Annotated in this window: 25 protein-coding genes; 10 read left to right on the top strand and 15 right to left on the bottom strand. The window is 32.8% G+C overall.

The window, feature by feature from the left end; genetic code table 11:
• Positions 1-2 precede the first annotated feature (2 nt).
• The 5 genes from RH81_RS06535 to RH81_RS06515 all read left to right on the top strand — a co-directional run bounded on the left by RH81_RS06535 (position 3) and on the right by RH81_RS06515 (position 6,043).
• Entirely contained in the window at positions 3-2,921 is a 2,919-nt protein-coding gene (locus RH81_RS06535) for a serine hydrolase domain-containing protein (RefSeq protein WP_033959148.1), read from the top strand.
• 138 nt (positions 2,922-3,059) lie between these two features.
• Positions 3,060-4,196, top strand: a complete 1,137-nt coding sequence (bshA, locus tag RH81_RS06530) for an N-acetyl-alpha-D-glucosaminyl L-malate synthase BshA (protein WP_033959147.1) — start codon at positions 3,060-3,062, stop codon at positions 4,194-4,196.
• Positions 4,197-4,324: 128 nt separating this feature from the next.
• Complete coding sequence (locus RH81_RS06525) at positions 4,325-5,602, top strand: DEAD/DEAH box helicase (protein ID WP_033959145.1); 1,278 nt, start codon at positions 4,325-4,327, stop codon at positions 5,600-5,602.
• 1 nt (position 5,603) lies between these two features.
• Entirely contained in the window at positions 5,604-5,819 is a 216-nt protein-coding gene (locus tag RH81_RS06520) for a DUF6500 family protein (RefSeq protein WP_033959144.1), read from the top strand.
• Complete coding sequence (locus tag RH81_RS06515) at positions 5,819-6,043, top strand: VF530 family protein (RefSeq protein WP_033959143.1); 225 nt, start codon at positions 5,819-5,821, stop codon at positions 6,041-6,043. Before RH81_RS06520 ends, RH81_RS06515 begins: the two co-directional genes overlap by 1 nt.
• On the opposite strand, the gene RH81_RS06510 is transcribed toward RH81_RS06515, so the two are convergent.
• The 14 genes from RH81_RS06510 to RH81_RS06445 form a co-directional block, all read right to left on the bottom strand.
• Entirely contained in the window at positions 6,044-6,958 is a 915-nt protein-coding gene (locus RH81_RS06510; RefSeq protein WP_033959142.1) for a YitT family protein, read from the bottom strand.
• Positions 6,959-6,975: 17 nt separating this feature from the next.
• Entirely contained in the window at positions 6,976-7,851 is an 876-nt protein-coding gene (locus RH81_RS06505; RefSeq protein ID WP_033959140.1) for a class I SAM-dependent methyltransferase, read from the bottom strand.
• A 9-nt stretch (positions 7,852-7,860) separates the two neighbouring features.
• The gene (locus tag RH81_RS06500; protein ID WP_033959139.1) at positions 7,861-8,316 is read right to left on the bottom strand and encodes a tRNA (cytidine(34)-2'-O)-methyltransferase; all 456 of its coding nucleotides are present in this window, start codon (positions 8,314-8,316) and stop codon (positions 7,861-7,863) included.
• Complete coding sequence (locus RH81_RS06495; protein WP_033959137.1) at positions 8,306-8,530, bottom strand: hypothetical protein; 225 nt, start codon at positions 8,528-8,530, stop codon at positions 8,306-8,308. The genes RH81_RS06500 and RH81_RS06495 overlap by 11 nt, the downstream gene beginning before the upstream one ends.
• Before the next feature lie 90 nt (positions 8,531-8,620).
• Positions 8,621-9,028: a DUF805 domain-containing protein gene (locus RH81_RS06490; RefSeq protein WP_033959136.1), complete on the bottom strand. Its 408-nt coding sequence runs from the start codon at positions 9,026-9,028 to the stop codon at positions 8,621-8,623.
• Positions 9,029-9,060: 32 nt separating this feature from the next.
• Complete coding sequence (gene trpA / locus RH81_RS06485; RefSeq protein WP_033959350.1) at positions 9,061-9,825, bottom strand: tryptophan synthase subunit alpha; 765 nt, start codon at positions 9,823-9,825, stop codon at positions 9,061-9,063.
• A 1-nt stretch (position 9,826) separates the two neighbouring features.
• On the bottom strand, positions 9,827-11,008 hold the full coding sequence (trpB, locus tag RH81_RS06480) for a tryptophan synthase subunit beta (protein WP_033959134.1): 1,182 nt from the start codon (positions 11,006-11,008) through the stop codon (positions 9,827-9,829).
• Positions 10,998-11,633 (bottom strand): phosphoribosylanthranilate isomerase, encoded by a 636-nt coding sequence (locus RH81_RS06475; RefSeq protein WP_033959133.1) that lies wholly within the window; start codon positions 11,631-11,633, stop codon positions 10,998-11,000. Before RH81_RS06475 ends, trpB begins: the two co-directional genes overlap by 11 nt.
• Positions 11,630-12,415, bottom strand: a complete 786-nt coding sequence (gene trpC / locus RH81_RS06470; RefSeq protein ID WP_033959132.1) for an indole-3-glycerol phosphate synthase TrpC — start codon at positions 12,413-12,415, stop codon at positions 11,630-11,632. Before trpC ends, RH81_RS06475 begins: the two co-directional genes overlap by 4 nt.
• On the bottom strand, positions 12,415-13,407 hold the full coding sequence (trpD, locus tag RH81_RS06465) for an anthranilate phosphoribosyltransferase (protein ID WP_033959131.1): 993 nt from the start codon (positions 13,405-13,407) through the stop codon (positions 12,415-12,417). The genes trpC and trpD overlap by 1 nt, the downstream gene beginning before the upstream one ends.
• 1 nt (position 13,408) lies before the next feature.
• Positions 13,409-13,972 carry an anthranilate synthase component II gene (locus tag RH81_RS06460; protein WP_033959129.1) on the bottom strand — a complete coding sequence of 188 codons (564 nt, stop codon included), beginning with the start codon at positions 13,970-13,972 and terminating at the stop codon, positions 13,409-13,411.
• On the bottom strand, positions 13,969-15,369 hold the full coding sequence (locus RH81_RS06455; RefSeq protein WP_033959127.1) for an anthranilate synthase component I family protein: 1,401 nt from the start codon (positions 15,367-15,369) through the stop codon (positions 13,969-13,971). Before RH81_RS06455 ends, RH81_RS06460 begins: the two co-directional genes overlap by 4 nt.
• Before the next feature lie 261 nt (positions 15,370-15,630).
• Positions 15,631-16,203: a YceI family protein gene (locus RH81_RS06450; RefSeq protein WP_033959125.1), complete on the bottom strand. Its 573-nt coding sequence runs from the start codon at positions 16,201-16,203 to the stop codon at positions 15,631-15,633.
• Positions 16,204-16,244: 41 nt separating this feature from the next.
• Positions 16,245-16,700, bottom strand: coding sequence for a MarR family winged helix-turn-helix transcriptional regulator (locus RH81_RS06445; RefSeq protein WP_033959124.1), 456 nt, complete (start codon positions 16,698-16,700; stop codon positions 16,245-16,247).
• A 108-nt stretch (positions 16,701-16,808) separates the two neighbouring features.
• Here RH81_RS06445 and RH81_RS06440 point away from each other — a divergent pair, with 108 nt between their 5' ends.
• The 5 genes from RH81_RS06440 (at position 16,809) to RH81_RS06420 (ending at position 21,350) form a co-directional block, all read left to right on the top strand.
• Positions 16,809-17,327, top strand: a complete 519-nt coding sequence (locus RH81_RS06440) for a TlpA family protein disulfide reductase (RefSeq protein ID WP_033959123.1) — start codon at positions 16,809-16,811, stop codon at positions 17,325-17,327.
• An 8-nt stretch (positions 17,328-17,335) separates the two neighbouring features.
• Positions 17,336-17,950: a thioredoxin family protein gene (locus RH81_RS06435; protein WP_033959120.1), complete on the top strand. Its 615-nt coding sequence runs from the start codon at positions 17,336-17,338 to the stop codon at positions 17,948-17,950.
• A gap of 120 nt (positions 17,951-18,070) precedes the next feature.
• Entirely contained in the window at positions 18,071-18,385 is a 315-nt protein-coding gene (locus RH81_RS06430; protein WP_033959118.1) for a rhodanese-like domain-containing protein, read from the top strand.
• A gap of 11 nt (positions 18,386-18,396) precedes the next feature.
• Positions 18,397-18,795, top strand: a complete 399-nt coding sequence (locus RH81_RS06425) for a rhodanese-like domain-containing protein (RefSeq protein ID WP_033959117.1) — start codon at positions 18,397-18,399, stop codon at positions 18,793-18,795.
• 146 nt (positions 18,796-18,941) lie between these two features.
• The gene (locus RH81_RS06420; protein ID WP_152604798.1) at positions 18,942-21,350 is read left to right on the top strand and encodes a protein-disulfide reductase DsbD family protein; all 2,409 of its coding nucleotides are present in this window, start codon (positions 18,942-18,944) and stop codon (positions 21,348-21,350) included.
• Here RH81_RS06420 and RH81_RS06415 read toward each other — a convergent pair whose 3' ends face one another.
• Complete coding sequence (locus RH81_RS06415; RefSeq protein WP_033959115.1) at positions 21,351-22,079, bottom strand: nitroreductase family protein; 729 nt, start codon at positions 22,077-22,079, stop codon at positions 21,351-21,353.
• Between the last annotated feature and the right edge of the window lie 15 nt (positions 22,080-22,094).

Below are 22,094 nucleotides of genomic sequence, written 5' to 3'. Positions count from 1 at the left end.
TTATGCGATATATACTGTCCCTTATTACCCTTATTATTTTTTCAAACACGGTTGCATCTCAAGATGGCAACCATCCTTTATTAGCTAAAGATATTCAAGCCCAACAAAAATGGGTGGATAGCCTTTATAGTTTAATGTCTTTAGAAGAAAAAGTAGGCCAATTGTTTATGGTTAGAGCTTTTTCTAATCAATCCAAGGCACACGAAAATGCGGTTGCAAAACTTATAAACGAAAATCATATTGGAGGTTTGATTTTTTCAAGTGGTGGTCCAGTGAGACAAGCCAAACTGAATAACTTATATCAAGCTATTTCTAAAACACCTTTATTGATAGGTATGGATGCAGAATGGGGTTTGAGTATGCGTTTGGATTCTACATATGCTTTTCCTTGGAATATGACGCTTGGAGCTATTCGTGATAACAAACTTATTGAACGTACAGGATTTCAAATTGGAGAGCATTGTAAACGAATTGGAGTACATTTTAATTTTGCTCCAGTAGTAGATATAAATACAAATCCTAAGAATCCAATAATTGGTAACCGTTCCTTTGGTGAAGATCGAGATAATGTAACCGAAAAGGCTTTGGCTTTTATGAAAGGCATGCAAGATGCAGGAGTGTTGGCAAATGCGAAACATTTTCCTGGTCATGGAGATACCGAAAGTGATTCTCATAAAACATTACCAACCATTAGTTTTGATGAAAAACGAATCGATTCTGTTGAGTTGTATCCATACAGAAAACTTATTAAATACGGTTTGTCTAGCGTGATGGTTGCTCATTTAAATGTTCCTAGTTTAGAGCCGCGAAGAGGGTTTCCTTCGTCCCTTTCTGAACATATAGTTTCAGATATATTAAAGGATTCTCTAGGGTTTAAAGGATTGATTTTTACAGATGCACTTGAAATGAAAGGGGTGTCAAATTATAGCGCTCCAGGAGATATTGATTTGGCGGCTTTTAGAGCTGGTAATGATGTGCTCTTAATTTCTGAAGACGTTCCAAAAGCAATCGAAAAAATTATTGAAGCTTATAATGGCGAAGAGATTTCAGAAGAACGACTAGCACATTCGGTCAAAAAAATACTGATGGCGAAATATAAAGTTGGCCTTCAGGATTATAGTCCAATTGGTACTGCAACTTTGTTCGATGATCTTAATCGTCTCAAAGATGATGTCTTGTATGAAGAGCTTTTAGAAAACGCAATTACTGTAGTTCGAAACAAATCAGACTTATTACCATTACGAAATCTTCAGACAAAAAAAATCGCCTACGTTCAATTTGGTGATGATGATGGTTCAACGTTTTATAATGAATTAAAGAAATACAGTAAAGTTCATCACGTTAAAGCATTAAAGCTTGACGAAATGATGACCAAATTACAAAACTATAATACCGTTATAATAGGTTTACATAGATCTAATAAACATGCTTGGGAAAAGTTTGAATTTACTGATAAGGAATTGGTTTGGCTCTATGAAATAGCTAGAACCAATACCGTAATTTTAGATGTATTTACAAGGCCTTACGCGCTTATAGATTTGAAAACGGTTGAAAATATTGATGGCATTGTAATGAGTTATCAGAACAGTGAAATTGCGCAACAAAAATCTGCTCAAGCTATTTTTGGTGCAATTGCTGTAAAGGCAACTTTACCAGTTTCTGCAGGTGAGTATTTTAAGGTTAACGATGGAATTACTTATAACGCAATTAATTCCCTTAGTTATGGCTTGCCCGAACGTGTTGGTATGAGTTCAGAACTTTTAAAACGTGTCGATTCAATAGCTCAATATGCTGTAGATAATAAAATGACACCAGGTATTCAATTACTAATAGCTAGAAAAGGAAAAGTCATTTATAATAAGAATTTTGGTCATCATACCTATAGTAAAAAACAAGCAGTGAAGTTTGAGGATGTGTATGATGTTGCCTCACTAACTAAAATATTAGCAACATTGCCCTTAGTAATGGAGTTGGAAGAAAACGGTGCAGTAACTTTAGATACTAAGCTGTCAAAGATGCTTCCCGAATATACGTCTTCGAATAAAAAAAATGTAACTATAAAACAGATGCTATCGCATTATGCGAGGTTAAAACCTTGGATTCCATTTTATGTATCGACCTTAGATTCGGTGACTAAAAAGCCAGATCCAAAATATTATAGAAAAGAAGCCAGTTCTAAGTTTAATATTAAGGTTGCTGAAAATCTATACCTCAGAAAAGATTATCCAGATTCTATTCAAAAAATAATTAAAGACAGTGATTTGTTGTCCAGGTTACGCTATCGTTACAGTGATATGCCATACTATATTTTAAAAAAATACATTGAAAAGTATTATGATAAACCTTTAGATGAATTGGTTCAAGATCACTTTTATCAATCGCTAGGAGCGAATTATACCACTTATAATCCATCAGTGAAATTTAGTAATAAAAATATCATTCCAACCGAAGTTGATGATTACTATCGTTACCAAGAAGTTCATGGTTATGTGCATGATATGGGAGCAGCCATGCAAAATGGTGTTGGTGGTCACGCAGGTGTATTTAGTAATGCCAATGATGTGGCAAAAATTATGCAGTTGTATTTGCAAAGAGGTTATTATGGTGGAAAACGATACTTGAATACAGAAACTTTAGATAAGTTTAATACCTGCTACTATTGTGAAGATGATAATAGACGCGGAATTGGATTTGATAAACCTCAATTAGGTGACGAAGGTCCAACATGTGGTTGTTTGTCAATGACAAGTTTTGGGCATTCTGGGTTTACAGGAACGTATGCTTGGGCAGATCCTGAAGAAGATATCGTATATATCTTTTTAGCAAATAGGACCTATCCTAAAGCTGGAAAAAATTTATTGCTACGGGAAAATATTAGAACAGATATTCAAGAAGCTATTTATGAAGCTATTATAGATTAGTAGCGGTCAAACCCTTTCAAAATGTTAAAAGACTTCTCAATAAGGTCTATTAATCTTTATCTTTACAATCAGTCTAATTAAATAGTTGAATTATCGGTTGAGCACAATCGAAACCTTTTCAACTAAAACCAATATTCAATGAGAATAGGAATTGTATGTTATCCAACTTTTGGAGGTAGTGGAGTTGTAGCCACAGAATTAGGAATAGAATTGTCAAAACGAGGTCATGAAATTCATTTCATTACCTATAGTCAACCTGTACGATTAGAGTTATTGAGTAATAATGTTCATTACCACGAAGTAACGGTTCCAGAATATGCTTTGTTTTTATATCAACCTTATGAATTAGCTTTATCTAGCAAGTTAGTAGACATGGTGAAACTTCATGACATTGAGGTTTTACATGTACACTACGCTATTCCACATGCATATGCAGCATATATGGCTAAAAAGATGTTACAGGAGGAAGGCATTTACATTCCAATTGTTACAACACTTCACGGAACTGATATTACCTTAGTTGGAAGTCATCCATTCTATAAAACTGCAGTAACCTTTAGTATCAATAAATCTGATGCTGTGACATCTGTATCTCAAAGTTTAAAAGATGATACTTTACGTTTGTTTGATATTAAAAATGAGATTGAAGTTGTACCAAATTTTATCGATTTAAGTAAACATGAAAATCATTTTACCGATTGCCAACGTGGTATGATGGCAACTGATGAAGAAAAAATAATCACACACATTAGTAATTTTAGAGAAGTCAAACAAATTCCTGATGTTATCAAAGTGTTTAATGAAATTCAAAAGAAAATTCCAGCTAAATTGATGATGGTAGGTGAAGGTCCAGAACGTGAGCCAGCTGAACAATTATGTGCTGAATTAGGTTTAAGTGATAAGGTGGTTTTCTTCGGAAACAGTAACGAGATAGACAAAATACTTTGCTTTAGTGATTTGTTCTTGCTGCCATCAATAACAGAGAGTTTTGGTTTAGCCGCATTAGAAGCTATGGCTTCTGGAGTACCTGTGATTTCTAGTGATACAGGTGGAATTCCTGAAGTTAACACTAATGGTTTTTCAGGATTTCTAAGTCCCGTAAATGATATTGAAGGGATGTCAAAAAATGCCTTTCATATTTTAAGTGATGATAATCGTTTAGCACAATTTAAAGTGAATGCGAAGGAAGCATCTAAGCGATTTGATATTCATGCGATTGTTCCACAATATGAAAAAATATACGAAGATACCTTACGAAAGTGTTTAGTTCTCTAAAACCGAATAATTACAAGTAGCATTAGCTTAAAAGCAACTAAATTCTATGTATCGAATTATTTGCCTTACATTTGCTGCTAATTAAAGAGGTAACCTAAATAACAGTGTTTATCTCACAACTATTATTTATGTCATTTCAATCTTTAGGCTTATCTGATGCCTTGTTAAAAGCAATTAGCAAAAAAGGATACAAAACTCCCAGTCCAATTCAAGAAAAAGCGATTCCTCCAGTATTGGAAGGTCGTGATGTATTGGCTTCTGCGCAAACAGGAACTGGTAAAACAGCAGGTTTTACATTACCATTGTTGCATTATTTATCTGAAAACCCAAAAGCAAAATTTAGACCAATTCGTGCTCTAATTTTAACACCAACGCGCGAACTTGCAGCTCAAGTTCATGAAAGTGTTAAAGACTATAGTGAGTTTTTGGATATTAGGAGTACTGTGATTTTTGGAGGTGTTAATCAAAAGCCACAAGCAGCTACGATTCGTCGTGGTGTGGATATTTTGGTTGCTACTCCAGGACGTTTATTAGATTTACATAATCAAAACCTATTATCTCTAAATCGTGTTGAGGTATTTGTACTTGATGAAGCCGATCGTATGCTCGATATGGGATTTTTGAGAGATATAGAACGTGTTATGAAATTAATGCCAGAGAAACGTCAGAATTTGATGTTTTCAGCTACGTTTTCTAAAGATATTAGAAAGTTAGCAAATGGTATTTTGAACAATCCAGTTCAAGTTGAAGCGACTCCTGAAAATACAACTGTAGAAGCGATTTCTCAAAAGGTATATCGTGTTGCTAAAGGATTAAAAACGGGTTTAATTATTAAGCTTATTATCGATGGGAACTGGAAACAAGTTCTCGTATTTACTAGAACAAAGCATGGTGCCAATAAGCTGTGTAAAAAAATGATAAGTTCGGGTATTACTGCAGCTGCTATTCATGGAAATAAAAGCCAAGGTGCAAGAACGAAAGCTTTATCTGGTTTTAAAAATGGAAGTGTAAAAGTATTAGTCGCGACAGATATTGCTGCTCGTGGATTAGATATTCCTTTATTGCCTCATGTTGTAAATTTTGAATTGCCTAATATTTCTGAGGACTATGTTCATCGAATTGGTAGAACAGGTAGAGCAGGCGCAAATGGTCAAGCTATATCTCTAGTAAGTGCAGATGAAACAACATTTTTACGTGACATTGAAAAGTTAATCGGACAAAAGATTGATGTAGAGGTTCTTGAAGGTTTTGAACCAGATCCGAATGCTTCAACAGAACCAATTAAACCTGGTCAGAATAGGCAAAATCGAAATTCTGGATCTAGAAACTCTAATAATTCTGGTGGTAATAGAAATAACAGAAGCAAGAGTAATAATTCAAGACGTCGTAACGACAGACGAAACTAGTATGACCGTTAGTTTAAAGCACAAAATTATAGACGTTTGCGATAAAAAGATTGCTCAAAAAGGAGACGCTGTTGGTGTTTCATTTTATGCGTTTTTTAAAAATAAAAATGACAATCCAGAATTATTAATGGAGGCTGCAACGTGGTGGATTAAAACTCACAAATTAGATCATTTCGAAAAAGCAGTAAAGATTAAAAAACTAGTCGAACACTTATAATGGAAACTCAGAAGAACAATCCCTTACATGGCATTAAATTAGAGCAAATTGTTACTGATTTACAAAACCACTATGGTTGGGAATATATGGGTCACGAAATTAATATTAGATGTTTTAATGAAAATCCAACTATAAAATCAAGTTTAAAATTTTTAAGACGTACACCTTGGGCTAGAACTAAAGTAGAACAGATGTACCTAAATTATTTAAAGAATAATAAGTAACTATAAGTTTTGTTCTTCTAGGAATTGAGCTAATTTTTTTCCTTTTTTTCGGTCTAAATAACGTCGTAATACACCACCTTTTACATTATTCACATCAAACTCAACGATAAAGGCATTTTCATCAATATCTGCGACAATGCGATACATTTTTTTGATATCAATACGATTGATTATGGTATGAATAATATCAAAATCTTGTTTCTCACCTGTGCTTCCAAAACCTTTTCTGCCTTTGTATAAAGTCATTCCAGCACCAAGTTTAGTGATAATTGATGCTTCAATTTTCGCAAAGTCTTTAGACACAATAGTCACTCCAATAAAATCTTCAAAGCCTTCAATAACCAAATCGGTTACTTTAGCTGTTACGATATAAGTTAGAATAGAATACATAGCGACCTCTGTTGAAATTACAAATGCAGTAATACTGAATAAAATGATATTAAAAGCCAAAATGACTTTTCCTATACTTATTCCAAATCTATCGTTGATAAACACGCCTAAAATCTCTGAACCATCAAGAACAGAACCGTTACGAATGGCTATTCCAATTCCAGCACCTAAAAAGAGGCCACCAAAAATCGAGATGAGAAATTTGTCGTCTGTTATGGTCTCAAAATTTTCAAAATGAATAAAAAGTGCCAAACCTAAAATGCTTATTATTGATTTGATAACAATACGTTTTGATACTGTATAGTAGCCTAGAATTAAAAATGGTATACTGAACACTATTAATAAATACGATAAATTAATGTCAACTTGGGATTTAACTAATAGCGCCATTCCTGTAACGCCTCCATCTAAAAATCCGTTTGGTAATAAAAAAGCTTTTAAACCAATACTTGCGAGTACAATTCCTAAAGCGATCTGAAAATACTCAGAAAACAGTTGAATATATTTAGTGCGTTTTGATAGCATAGGTTTTATGGTTTAAATTAATGATCTGAGATAGCTTGTTTCTTTTTAAAAACGGCAACATCCTGATAACTTCCATTTTTTGAATATGTGCTTTTATCTTTCCAAAACCCATCAATTATTTCTACGATTTCTAGTTTTTCTTTATTCAACATGGCTTTTAAAGTGTCTTTATGGATAGCTATATTCCCAGATTTCACTTCTTTATTCATTAAGCGATAACCACTTTTTTTGATTGGAAATTTAAATTCATTCTCAGTACTTATATAATTTTCAATAGTATCATCATATAGAAAAAAAGTAGAAAAGGCTAAACCATCGGTTTTAAGAACTCTATTCACTTCCTTAAAATAATTTTGAATTTCATCAATTTGCATGTGCGTAAAAACTGAAAAGGAGAAGATTTTATTAAAGGCATCGTTATCATATGGAAAAACAAAATCTTCGGCTTTTAAATCTGATGTATTATACAAATCATTAAAAAGTGGAACATATTTAAATTCAAAATTTGGAAAGTCTTTTGCTATTTTAGAATTGCACCAATCAATACCAAGTTTAACAACATCAAAGCCTTTATAACCGCCTTCTGGTTCTAGAAATTCTGTTAAAGCAATAGCAGTTCTGCCAATTCCGCTTCCTATATCCAAAATTTCATCATTGGACTTTAAATCGATATGGTTTTTTAGTAAAACAAGTTGTCGTTTGCCTTGATCAATATAAGCTTCAGCGTTTGCCGGAGAACCAGTATAAATAGAGCCTCTAGGTGGAACATATTTATGACGTTTGCCTTGAATTTTATCTAATAAATCTGCAGGAAAGTAATATAAACGTCTAATTAAAAAACGATGCCTTGGAGATATGCTATACCAAAATTTCCTAAGAGATTCTTTATTCATAAATAATTGTTAGTTGTTTAATTGTCTTATGCCTTCGTAAATGACAACACTCACTGCATTTGCTAAATTTAGACTTCTTATATGATCACTATATAAAGGTATTTTATAAAGGTGATTTTTATAGTCTTCTATTAGTTGTTTTGGCAATCCAACCGATTCTTTTCCGAAGATAAGAAACATATCATCTTTAAAGGAAATCTCCCAATGAGATTTAGTTCCATGACTTGATAAGAAAACGAAATTTTTGTCATGTTGAATTCTGAAAAAGTCTTCAATAGATTCGTATATAGTAACATCAAGATGTTGCCAATAATCTAGTCCTGCACGTTTTAGCCTGCTATTACTTAATTCGAAACCAAACGGTTTTACTAAATGTAGCTTTGAGCCAGAGGCTAAAGTTAATCGACCAATATTACCTGTGTTGTTCGGTATTTCAGGTTCAAATAAAACAATGTTAAGCGCCATTTTTGGTATAAGATTTAATTATTATCAATCGAACAAGAAGGATCCATGGGAAGCCATGTAAGACAACATCAAACCAATCTTTTAGTAACATTCCGTTGGCACCACCAGTTATCCATTTTAATTTTCCCCAGATATGTGGTTCTGGAAAATATGGTGCTAAACCTAAGGTTAAGCAAAGGATGATAATAACTTTAAAACTGTTTATTAATTTCATGAAAAAAGTCTAAATAAGGAACAAACTTCATACTATATTTAAGAGGGAATCAAGCTTGATTTGCTTTCAATACTAATTTCATTTCGGCAGCTATTCAAGAGGCTTTCCAATTTCATTTATTTCTTCATTAGAAATTGCTTTTGGGTCAGGTCCATATTTGTTTTGGCCTGTGTCTCCATCAATAACCATAAAAATTAACAAGATAAAACTTCCAATATAAGGTATCAAAGTAAAAAGATAGTACCAACCGCTTTTCCCAGTATCATGTAATCTTCTTACAGTAACTGCTAATGCTGGTAAAAATGTTCCTAGTACGTAGATAAGTAATGGGATCATTATTATTAAAGACGCTTCTGAGTCCCCAAAGAAACCTCCTAAAAAAGCAAGTGCAAATACGATAATGATATGTATCAAATTGAACATCCAATACTCTGTACGTCTTGCTCGTCCTTCGAAATTAACATAATTATCTTTAATAACTTTTAAATACCATTCCATAAATAATAGTTTTGTTTGTCAAATATAAATTTTTAATTATTTATAGATAATACAAATTCGTCTATTTTATGAATTGGCTTATCAGATAGGTGTTTTATAAATGCACTTCCAATTATAGCGCCTTTAGCATATTGTGTGGCTTGACTAAAAGTGTTGTTGTTTGAAATTCCAAACCCTACAATTTGCTGGTTTTTAAGATTCATATCTGCAATGCGTTTAAAGTAAGCTGTTTGTTCATCTCCAAAACCTGAACTACTTCCTGTGACACTGGCTGAGCTTACCATATAAATAAAACCATTTGAAATGGAATCAATAAAGCGAATCCGTTCTACTGATGTTTGAGGTGTAATTAGAAACACATTAATTAAATCATATTTTTCAAAAGTAGTTTTATATTGTTCGTTGTAAACATCTACTGGTAAGTCAGGAATTATGAGTCCGTCAATACCAATTTCCTGACACTTCTTGCAAAAAGCTTCAACGCCATATTGTAACATCGGATTAAAATAACCCATAATAATCAAAGGGATAGAAACCGTATTTCGAATACCTTTTAATTGATCAAATAGTATTTCTGAAGTCATTCCATTTTTTAAAGCTTGAGTAGAACTTGCTTGAATTGTTGGTCCATCAGCCAATGGATCACTAAAAGGTAATCCGATTTCTATCATGTCAACACCACATTTTTCAAGATTTTCTATGATTGAAACCGTATCGTGTAGACTTGGATATCCTGCTGAAAAGTATATGGATAGTAACTTTTTGTCTTCTGTTAGTTTTTGGTTTATTCTGTTCATTTTACAATTTAAAATAATCAATATAGTTTTGTAAATCTTTATCGCCTCGACCAGATAGGTTAATAATTACGATGTCATCTGCTGTAAACTTCTTTTTTTCAAAAATGGCTAACGAATGTGATGTTTCAATGGCAGGAATTATACCTTCTAATTGACTTAATTCTAAGCCAGCAATCATGGCTTCGTTATCTGTAATAGACATGAACTCTGCACGTCCAGATTTGTACAAATGCGCATGCATTGGTCCAACACCTGGATAATCTAAACCAGCAGAAATAGAGTAGGGTTCAGTTATCTGTCCGTCGCTTGTTTGCATCAACAATGTTTTACTTCCATGAATAATACCTTCACGACCTAGAACTGATGTGGCAGCACTTTCTCCGCTATGAATGCCTTTTCCTGCAGCTTCTACAGCAATGAGTTTAACGTCTGTATCGTCTAAATAATGATAAAATGCACCAGCAGCATTACTTCCTCCACCAACACAAGCTATAACATAATCTGGTTTGGTGGTGTTTTCTTTTTCTTTAAGTTGCCATTGAATTTCTTCAGAAACAACAGATTGAAAACGAGCGACCATATCTGGATAAGGATGTGGACCTACCACACTTCCAATAATGTAATGTGTGTCTAAAGGATTATTAATCCAATCACGAATAGCTTCATTAGTAGCATCTTTTAAAGTGCGACTTCCAGATAAAGCTGGTCTTACTTTTGTACCTAACATTTTCATACGAGCCACATTTGGCGCTTGACGTGCAATGTCAATTTCTCCCATATAAACGATGCATTCTAGTCCCATTAAAGCACAAACCGTTGCTGTAGCAACACCATGTTGTCCAGCTCCAGTTTCGGCAATGATTCTAGTTTTGCCCAAACGCTGAGCCACTAAAATTTGACCAATTGTATTATTGATTTTATGTGCTCCTGTATGATTTAAATCTTCACGTTTTAGATAAATTTTTGTGCTATATTTTTCGCTAAGTCGTTTTGCAAAATAGAGTGGAGAAGGACGTCCAACATAATCTTTTAGTAACTGATCAAATTCCTTTTTAAAAGAAGGCTCAGCCATTATCTTCAGATAGTTTAGTCGCAATTCTTCTACATTTGGATACAGCATTTCTGGAATATATGCACCTCCAAATTCTCCATAGTAGCCCTTGTCGTCAATATTATACGTCATAATTGTTCGCTATAAGTTGATCTTTAAATGCTTTTAATTTTTCTGTATTTTTCAATCCTAAGTTAGTTTCGAACTTACTATTTAAATCTAATGAGTGGCAAAAAATTGCTTCAGGTCTTTTTAGAAATGACAACAAATTTTCTAATTCATTAGGTCCAATACCACCACTTAAAAAAAATGGTTTTATTGATGAGTATTTTTTTAAAACACTCCAATCAAAAGTGAAACCATTTCCTCCTGGTTGTTTCCCTTTTGTATCGAATAAATAGTAATCACAAGCGTCTTCGTAAGGCTCTAGGTTTTTGAAGTCAAAGGTGTCTTTTATAGAAAACACTTTTATTACTGTACAATCCAAATCTTGTAGTTGTTTACATAGTTCTGGAGATTCGTTACCATGTAATTGCACACCTTGTAAATTATGTTTACCCACAATACCTTTTATGTAATCAAAAGTTGCATCAACGAATACTCCAATTTTTTTAATGCCCTCAGGTAATTCTGGAATTACACTATTAAAATAGCGTGGCGAATTTTTGTAGAAAATGAAACCCATAAAATCTGGATTTAATTTGGCAACATTTAAAATGTTGCCTTCATTTTTCATTCCACAGATCTTTAATTTCATAATTGTAAGTTTTTAATAAATTGAGAAGCATGCTCTCCTGGATTATCGGTTTTCATGAAATTTTCACCAATTAAAAATCCTTTGTAGCCAAAAGGTTGCAATATCTTAATGGCTTCAATACTGCTAATGCCACTTTCTGACACTTTTACAAAATCGTTAGGAATCAATTCACTTAATTGTTTACTCGTTTCTAGACTGACTTCAAAAGTTTTCAGATTTCTATTGTTCACACCTAGCATATCTATACTTAGCATAATCGATTTATTAAGTTCTTCTTCATTATGAATTTCAAGTAATACATCTAATTGTAATTGCTTTGCAAATTCTGAAAATTGCTTGATTTCATCTCTCGTTAAAATTGCTGCTATCAATAAAATGACATCAGCTCCATATGCTTTGGCTTCTAGTATTTGATAGTCATCAATTATAAATTCTTTTCGAAGTAAAGGTAAATTACAACTGGAACGTGCTGTTAGCAAATCGTCTAAACTTCCACCAAAATATTTTCCATCGGTAAGAACAGACATGCCACAAACACCTGCGTTTTCATAACCTCTTGCGACATCATACACATTTAAATCATGATTGATAACGTGTTTTGATGGTGAACGTCGTTTGTGTTCAGCAATAATACCTGTGTTACTATGTCGAAGTCTTTTAGCTAATGAAACTGTATTGCGTTCAAACAAAACAGATTGCTCCAATTGTTTGGTTGGAATGAGTTGCTTTCGAAGATTAACTTCGATGCGTTTGTCGTTTATTATTTTAGTTAAAATATCCATTACTTACTTAACGCTATTAATCTCTCTAAACTTGTTTTTGCATTTCCGCTTTCAAGGCTTTCTTGTGCTAATTGAAACCCTTCTTGATGTGTAATTTTCTTAACAGTTGCAATAGCTAATCCTGCATTGGCGCAAACCACATTGTTTTGCGCTTCGGTCCCTTTATTATTAATGATCTTTTTGAAAATTTTAGCAGCCTCATCAACAGTTGAGCCTCCAAATATTTCATGTTGTTCTATTTGAGGAACGTCTAAATCTGATGGTTTTAACATCGTTTCAGAAGTATTGGATATGATTTTTGTATTTCCTGTTAATGAAATCTCATCATAACCATCTAATGCATGGACAATGCTATAATTTTTATCTGTATTTTGGTAGAGGTAACCGTAAATTCGTTGTAATTCTAGATTGAAAACACCAACCATTTGATTTTTTGGAAATGATGGATTTACCATTGGACCAAGCATGTTGAAAAAAGTTTTAACTCCTAATTCCTTTCTAATTGGAGCAACGTTTTTCATAGCTGGATGAAATAAAGGTGCGTGCATCACGCAAATTCCAGCTTTATCAATACTATGTTTTAATTGATCAACATCGTTAGTGAATTTCACACCTAAGGCTTCCATAACATTTGAAGATCCAGATGCAGAAGATACGCCGTAGTTTCCATGTTTTGAAACGTTCACTCCAGCTCCTGCAGTTATAAATGAAGCTAATGTAGAAATATTAAATGTGTCTTTTCCGTCACCACCTGTTCCGCATAAATCAATGGCATTAAAATCTGATAAATCTACCGGAATACAAAGTTCTAGTAATGCATCACGAAAGCCTTGTAACTCTTCAAGAGTTATACTTCTCATCATGAAAATAGTTAAGAAAGATGCAATCTGACTTTGGTTGAATTTTCCATCTGAAATATCAACCAATACACGTTTGGCTTCTTCACTTGAGATGCTTTCATGATTTATTAATCTGTTAAGTACTTGTTTCATATTAACTCTTGATCCAATTTTCTAAAATTTGTTTTCCATTTGGTGTCAACACCGATTCAGGATGGTATTGTACACCTTTTACATCATAAAACTTATGTCTTAATGACATTACTTGTCCGTTACTATCAATCGAAGTGGCTTCTAATACTTCAGGTAAATTTGCATTAACAACCCATGAGTGATAGCGACCAACTTCAATCGTTTTACCCATGTTTTTGAATAAAGTTTCATCATCAACAGTAATTTCAACTGGAGTAGCTACACCATGATATACTTCATCAAGGTTAACAAGTGTTCCTCCAAAAACTTCTCCAATGGCTTGTTGTCCAAGACAAACACCTAATATGCTTTTGGTTGATGCATAGGTTTTAATTATAGCTTTTAAAAGGCCAGCTTCATCTGGAATTCCTGGTCCTGGAGATAACACGATCTTTTGAAAAGCGTCTACTTCCTCTAGGGTTAATTTGTCATTCCGTTTTACAGTCACTTCACAGTTTAGATCCTCGAAATAATGAACTAAATTGTAAGTAAAACTATCGTAGTTATCTATTACTAATACTTTCATATGTCTTCTGCTAATTCTATTGCTTTTGTTAAAGCACCTAGTTTATTATATACTTCTTGTAATTCATTTTCTGGATTAGATTTAGAAACTAATCCTGCGCCTGCTTGCCAATGGAGTTTATGATTTTTACTCATAAAAGTTCTAATCATTATAGCTTGATTGTAATTGCCTTCAAAATCCATAAAACCAATAGCTCCACCATAAAAGGCTCTACTAGTTTTTTCATATTTTTCAATCAATTGCATGGCTCTGTATTTGGGAGCACCACTTAAGGTTCCTGCTGGAAAGGTGTCTGCTACAACTTGCATGGTAGGCGTATTATCATGAATTTTCCCTGTGACTTTACTTACTAAATGAATCACATGAGAGAAAAATTGTGCCTCTCTATAGGTTTCTACTTTAACCTGACTTCCATGTCGACTTAAGTCGTTTCTGGCTAAGTCAACTAGCATGACATGTTCTGCATTTTCTTTATCGTCTTGTGCTAGTTTCTTTGCTAGGATTTGATCTTCCTCATCGTTACCAGTTCTTTTAAATGTTCCTGCTATTGGGTGAATTTCAGCTTGTCCTTTATTAACAACAAGTTGAGCTTCTGGAGAGCTTCCGAAGATTTTAAAATCACCATAGTCAAAATAGAATAAATATGGCGACGGATTTATGCTTCGTAAAGCTCGATACACATTAAACTCGTCTCCTTTATAGCTTTGAGAAAACTTTTTAGACAATACCAATTGAAATACATCACCTCGAGCACAGTGTTTTTTTGCTAACTCAACTTGATCTTTATATTCTTGGTCTGTAAGATTTGAAGAGATATCAGAATCGGTTTTAAAATTATATGACGCAAAGTTTTTTGAACTAATCAAATGTAGAATTTCATCTATATTGTTTTCAGTTTCAAAACAATGTGCAAAAATATAGGCTTCATTTTTAAAATGATTAATGGCGATGATGTTTTGATATACAGCGTAATAAATATCTGGAATCTCTAATGAATTTGGTTTTTTACTGATTTCAATATCTTCGAAGTACTTTACGGCATCATAAGCTGTATAACCAAAAATCCCATTATTAATAAATTTGAAATCCGCATCTGAATTTACTTTGAAACGCTTTGTGAATTTATGGATCTCTTCAGTTACAGAAACTTTATTGGTGTAGTTCTTTTTCGAGCTTCCATCTGGATAATGTTGCTCGATAATATCATCATTAACTTTTATAGATGCAATTGGGTTAAAACAGATATATGAAAAACTATTATCGTTAGCATGATAATCACTACTCTCTAGAAGTATGCTGTTAGGATATTTATCTCTAATCTTAAGATAAATGCTAACAGGTGTTATAGTGTCTGCTAATATTTTCTTGTAATGCGTATATAAACTAAATGTTTTCATTTTTTGAAATTAAAAAAGGCTTGTCGTGAATGACAAGCCTTTTTGATATTTTATTTTAAATATACTATAGGGTTAGTTCACGAAGTATGAGTTTCGAGAATTCCACCACCAAGTATTATTTAAGTTTGTGTTCATAGTTGTTGTGATATTCAAATATAGAAATGAATTTCTAGAATTCAAATTTATTCAACCAAAATAAAAAAAGATTCCCAAATTAATGAGAATCTTTTTTCTAAATGTGCTATTAATCAAGTTATAGGGTTAAAACTTTAGGGTTACATTTAAATCAAAATCATCATAAATAGCTTTGTCTTTTAAATCATCAAAGAAACTAGCAGAACCATATCTAATGTCATATTTTGTTCTATCAACTTTGAAATTAGCTGTTACTGTATTGCCTTTTACCATCATTTGAAACGTTGCAGGTTTTGATATTCCTTTAATAGTTAAATCACCATATACACGGTATGTGCCATTTTTCCCATCAACTTTATTGATTTTGAACATTGCCTTCTTGTGGTCTTTAACTCCAAAGAAATCATCAGATTTTAAATGTCCTTCTAATTTTTCTTTTCCACTTCCTGCATCTATATCTGTAACGACAATTGATGTCATATCCATAGTAAAACTTCCACCAACTAAATTATCATCTTCAAACATTAAAGCACCTTCAGATAAATTGATGGTTCCTTCATGAGATCCAGTTACTTTGTGGCCAGTCCACGTAATGCTGCTTTCTTTAACGTTTACACTTTTTTCTGATACTGATGTGAAAGAAGCAATGGTCATTGCTAATACCACGATAAATCCTGTTTTTAAAATGTTGTTTTTCATTGTTTTTTTTTGTTTGAAATTGATTTAATATTTGAAATTGTTTATTGAGTTCTTAATTTGTCTAATAAATTATTTAGTAGTGTGAGTTCTGATTGATCTAAACTTTTTGTGATTTTTTTATTATTTAATTTAATTTTACTGTCCAATTGAATCAATAGATCCAAACCCTTTTGAGTAATTTGAATTTCTATTTTTCTTCTATTTGTCATGCATACTTGTCGTGTAACCAAATCTTTTTTTATTAATTTATCTACTAAACGTGTTGTGTTACTCATTTTGTTAAGCATACGTTCTTGAATAGTACTTAAATTCGCAGGCTTCCCTTTTTGACCTCTTAATATCCTAAGAACATTATATTGTTCTGATGATAGTTCATAATTTTTAAAGAAAGTGAATTCTTTTTCTTTTAGCCAACTTCCCGTATATAATAAATTAATAACAGTCTTTTCTTTTTTGTCAAGTATAACTGTGCTTTTAATATCTTCTTCTATTGACATATGTATATACAATTGTTGTGCATACAAATGTAATATAAATGATGGACCGTTTGTCTAATATTTTGTTAAAGTTTGACAATGCAACATTAGGATTAATAACTTTATATCATGAAGTACGCATGGATAATAGGTTTGGTGTTATTTTTCTCTTGTAAAGATGCAACTGAAAAAGAACAGGTAGCTGAAGTAAAGCAGATATTAGAAACAGAAATATCTCTCGAAGTGTATGATTTTGATGGACTACAAAAGTTTTTGAGTACTACTGATGATAAAACTTATGTTGTTAATTTCTGGGCCACTTGGTGTGCTCCTTGTATTAAGGAATTACCATATTTCGAGAAGCTTAATAAAAATTATTCAGAAGATGTAGAAGTAATTTTAGTGAGCCTTGATTTTCCTAGTAAATATGAGACTAAATTAAAGCCTTATATTATAAATAAAAACTTGAAATCTAAAGTCGTAGCATTAAATGATGTAGATTCAAATACATGGATTCCTAAAGTAGATGAAAGTTGGACTGGAGCCATTCCAGCGACTATTATTTACAATAAAAATAAACGCCAATTTTACGAAAAGTCATTTAATTATGACGAACTAGAAACCGAAGTCAAACAATTCCTTAAATAAACTAAATCATGAAAAACACACTTAAAACATTTTTTGCAGTATTAACTATAGTAGCTCTGTCTTCATTTGCCAATTTAGGTGGTGGTCATGGATATCATATTGGTGATGTTGCAACAGATTTTGAACTTGAAAACATTGATGGTAAAACAGTATCATTGTCAGACTTTAAATCCGCTAAGGGATTTATAGTTGTATTTACATGCAACACTTGTCCTTACGCTGTAGCTTATGAAGATCGAGTAGAAGCATTAAATAAGAAGTACGCAAATCTTGGTTACCCTGTTGTAGCTATTATGCCTAATAATACCGAGGTTAAACCTGGAGATAGTATGGAGGCTATGAAAGCTCGTGCGAAAGCAAAAGGATTTACGTTCCCGTATTTAATGGATGAAGGGCAAAAAATATATCCGAAGTATGGTGCAACAAAAACACCACATATATACATACTACAAAAAACCAAAAAAGGTAATGTTGTAAAGTATATGGGAGCTATAGATGACAATTATCTAGATGCCAATGCAGTAAATAAAAAATATGTTGAAGATGCAGTTGATGCTTTGCTTTCTGGTAAAGAAATTGAAGAAAAACAAACTAGAGCAATAGGCTGTTCTATCAAGGTGTGATCCATAAATCTTATAATTTTAACAACCCGAAGTGTAACGCTTTGGGTTTTTTTTCGTCTTTATCATAAGGAAACGTTAAATTAGCATGGTTTTTGATACGTATTATTTTATAAAATTATTATGGCAGATTTAACACAACAAGAGTGGATTTCAGAACTAGGAGCAGATAATAAAGCTGTAGTTTTAGACGTTAGAACACCTGAAGAGGTTGCAGAAGGTATTATACCTAATGCAATACATATAGATATTTTTAAAGGTCAAGGCTTTATTGATGAAGTTCAACAGCTTGATAAAACTAAAACATATTTTGTGTATTGTAAAGCTGGAGTAAGAAGTGGACAAGCGTGTGCTGTTATGAATCAACTCGGATTTAATAAAACATACAATCTATTAGGAGGCTTCAGTGTTTGGAAAGGTGAAGTTTCTTCTATATAAATCAATCAAAAATGAAAAAAATAAGTATCGTTCTTAGTCTCATGTTCGCGCTAACTCTAACAAATTGCGAACAAGAAACACAATCAGAAATTAAAGTTATTTCTCCTGAAGAAATGCAAACCATTTTAGAGCTAGATGATGTTCAAATTGTGGATGTACGCACTCCAGAGGAATACAAAAATGGATTTATCGATAACTCACAAAACATCGATTTTAAATCTCCAACTTTTGATGAGGACATCACAAAATTGGATAAAACAAAACCTGTTGTTTTATATTGCAAATCAGGAGGTCGAAGTGCTAAATGCACTAAAAAACTTAAAGACGCTGGATTTGTTAAAATCTATGACCTTAAAGGCGGAATAACACAATGGAAATTTAAGGGTCACGAAATAAAAACCTTTGAATAACAGCACTATATAAACCAAATATAAACCGAACCATGTGTTCGGTTTTTTTGTGACCAAAATTGATATTTGTTAATCAAGACTTAATACTATGTATTTATCCCTTTGTTTTTTATAAATTAGCTCCTTTCAATACCTAATTATTGCTGATGAAAAACTTAATAATTGCACTTTGTAGCTTCATAGTGTGTTCTATCACTGCTAAAGCACAAGTGTTTGAGCCTGTAAAATGGGAGACTTCAGTTGAGAAAGTTTCAGATACTGAATATGACTTAATATCAACGGCTACAATAGATAGCGGATGGCATTTATATTCTCAAAATGTACCTGAGGATGGACCAATTCCAACTACATTTATATATACTACAACTTCAGATTTTGAAACCTTAAGAGATACTTCAGAAGAAGAAGGTCATACGGTAGATGATCCAATATTCGAGATGAAAATCAAGTATTTTGGAGATCGTGCGGAATTTAGACAGCGTATTAAAGTCTTAAACAAAGAATTATCGGTAGTAAAAGGTGAAGTTGAATTCATGGTTTGTGATGATAGCAAATGCTTACCTCCAGAATATATAGATTTAAATTTCAATTTAGCTGCAGCTACAAAATCTGATACTAATACTGAAAAAAGTAATCCTTTTCAAATGGGAGCTTCTGATGATACGTCTCAAATTTTAGAACCTGTAAAATGGACTACAGCTGTAGAGAAAATTTCAGATTCAGAGTATGTCTTAGTGTCTAAAGCAACAGTAGATAAAGGCTGGAAATTATACTCACAATCTGTGCCTGAAGATGGACCAATACCTACCGAATTCACATATCAATTGCCTGAAGGTGCTGATTTAGCTGGCAAAACTTCTGAAGAAAAAGGGAAGGAAGTAGAAGATAAAGTCTTTAATATGAAGATTAAATTCTTTAAGACTTCTGCAGAATTTAGACAACGTATAAAATTGTCCAAAACAGATATTACTTCAATTGTTGGAGAAGTAGGATTTATGGCTTGTGATGATGAAAAATGTTTAACACCAAGTTATGTAGATTTAAATTTTGATTTAACTAAAAGTGTTGAAGCCAAGCAGGTAAGTGATGATGGTTCTTCAGAAAAAGAAGGTAGTAAGGAAGGATTATGGACTATTTTCATCCTAGGTTTAGGAGCTGGTTTTATTGCATTATTTACACCATGTGTATTCCCATTAATCCCAATGACGGTTAGTTTTTTCACTAAACAAAGTAAAAATAAAGCTGAAGGTATAAAAAACGCAATCATTTATGGATTGTCTATTATAGTAATTTACGTTATTCTTGGAACTGGAGTTGTCGCCATTTTTGGTGCAAGTGCAATTAATGAATTTTCCACAAGTGTAACTTTCAATCTTGTCTTTTTTGCAATCCTTGTTATTTTTGCTATTTCGTTTTTAGGAGCATTTGAAATTATGTTACCTAATTCTTGGGCAAATAAAATTGATAGAAAAGCAGATCGAGGAGGATACACAGGTATTTTCTTTATGGCTTTAGCATTAGCGATTGTATCTTTTTCATGTACAGGACCTTTTGTTGGTAATATAATTGTGCTTTCTGCTTCTGAAGGAGGTTTAGCTCCAATGATAGGAATGCTAGGATTTTCGTTAGCCTTAGCGTTGCCATTTGCATTATTTGCAGCATTTCCTGGTTGGTTAAATTCGTTGCCAAAATCAGGAGGTTGGTTAAATACGGTTAAAGTTGTTTTAGGGTTTTTAGAATTAGCGTTTGCGTTCAAATTTTTATCACAAGCCGATTTAGTATTACAATTACATTTCTTAGAGCGTGAAGTCTTTATCGCTATTTGGATTGCCATTTTTGGAGCATTGTCATTATATCTCCTCGGAAAAATTCAATTGCCTCATGATTCACCATTAAAACATATTTCGGTTGGACGTTTATTATTAGGTTTATTGACCTTATCGTTCACCGTTTATATGATTCCTGGACTTTGGGGAGCGCCTTTAAATTTAATTAGTGCATTTCCACCACCATTAGATTATAGTGAATCTCCTTATGGTGTTGGTAACTCAAAAGGAGGGAGTTCTGTAAGTTCAACTGATCATTCAGATTTACCAGATGGTGCACATTTATTGGCACCACACGATATTCTCGCTTTTAACGATTATGATAAAGGATTAGCCTATGCCAAAGAAGTTGGAAAACCAGTTATGATTGATTTCACAGGTTGGGCATGTGTTAATTGTCGTAAGATGGAACAGAATGTTTGGGTAAAAGATAAGGTATTGAATAGATTGAAAAATGATGTTGTACTCATTTCATTATATGTAGATGATAAACGAAAATTATCTGATGATGATGTTACAGATTCAAAATTGAAACCTGGTAAAAAACTAAGATATATTGGTCAGAAATGGAGTGAATTACAAACCATAAAATATAAGACCAATACACAACCTTTTTATGTTTTAATGGATCATAACGAAGAAAACCTAAATGACCCAGTGAGCTATACGCCAGATGCTGACGATTATCACGATTGGTTATCTGAGGGGATTAGTAATTTTGATAATTAATTATTTTTCAAAATAAACCTCTTCAAAGGGCACACGAAAACGAGGTCCGTAAATACCAGATTCGTCTCTAATTCCGCAACCAATAATCATATTGATTTCGGCACCACGAGGTAAACCTAAAATTCGCTTAACTCTTAAGGTATCACTGCCTTCCATTGGACATGTATCATAACCTATTCCAGCCATACTGACCATAAAATTTTGTGCAGCCAATCCAGCGCTTTTATGTGCTACTATGCGCATATCACTTAATCTAGTCTGTCTGTAAATTGGTCGAAACAATCCAATGACTTGAAATACCCAATATTTTATAAATCCGAGTATGCCCAAAAAATCAAAATAGATGGTCGGAATCAGTTTTTTGTAATAATCTGTAGCTTGCTTTTTTCGTTTTTCGAGTCTAGGTTCTAAATCGGGTTTGTCAAAAGCTTTATTCAAAAAATTAATATTCGCTTGAGCACGTTTTTTCCATAGATCTTTTCGAGTGACAACAACGACTAATTGCTGAGCCGTTTTAGCAGCATTTTGATTAAAACACGCTTTGGTTAATTTCTCTAAAGTATCCTTTGAAGTCACATGATAAAATTCCCAAAGTTGTAAGTTACTACTCGTTGGTGCTAAAGATGCGTTATGTAAACATTGCTTTACTTTCTCGTTATCTATAGGTTCATCTTTGTAAACTCGTGTTGATCGTCTATAAGCGATAGCTTCGGATACTGTTTTTTCCATAGATGAAAATTACAC

Origin of the sequence: Psychroserpens jangbogonensis (assembly GCF_000797465.1) — a bacterium.
Classification (GTDB): Bacteria; Bacteroidota; Bacteroidia; order Flavobacteriales; family Flavobacteriaceae; genus Psychroserpens; species Psychroserpens jangbogonensis.
This window is presented reverse-complemented; position numbering and strand designations above follow the sequence as displayed.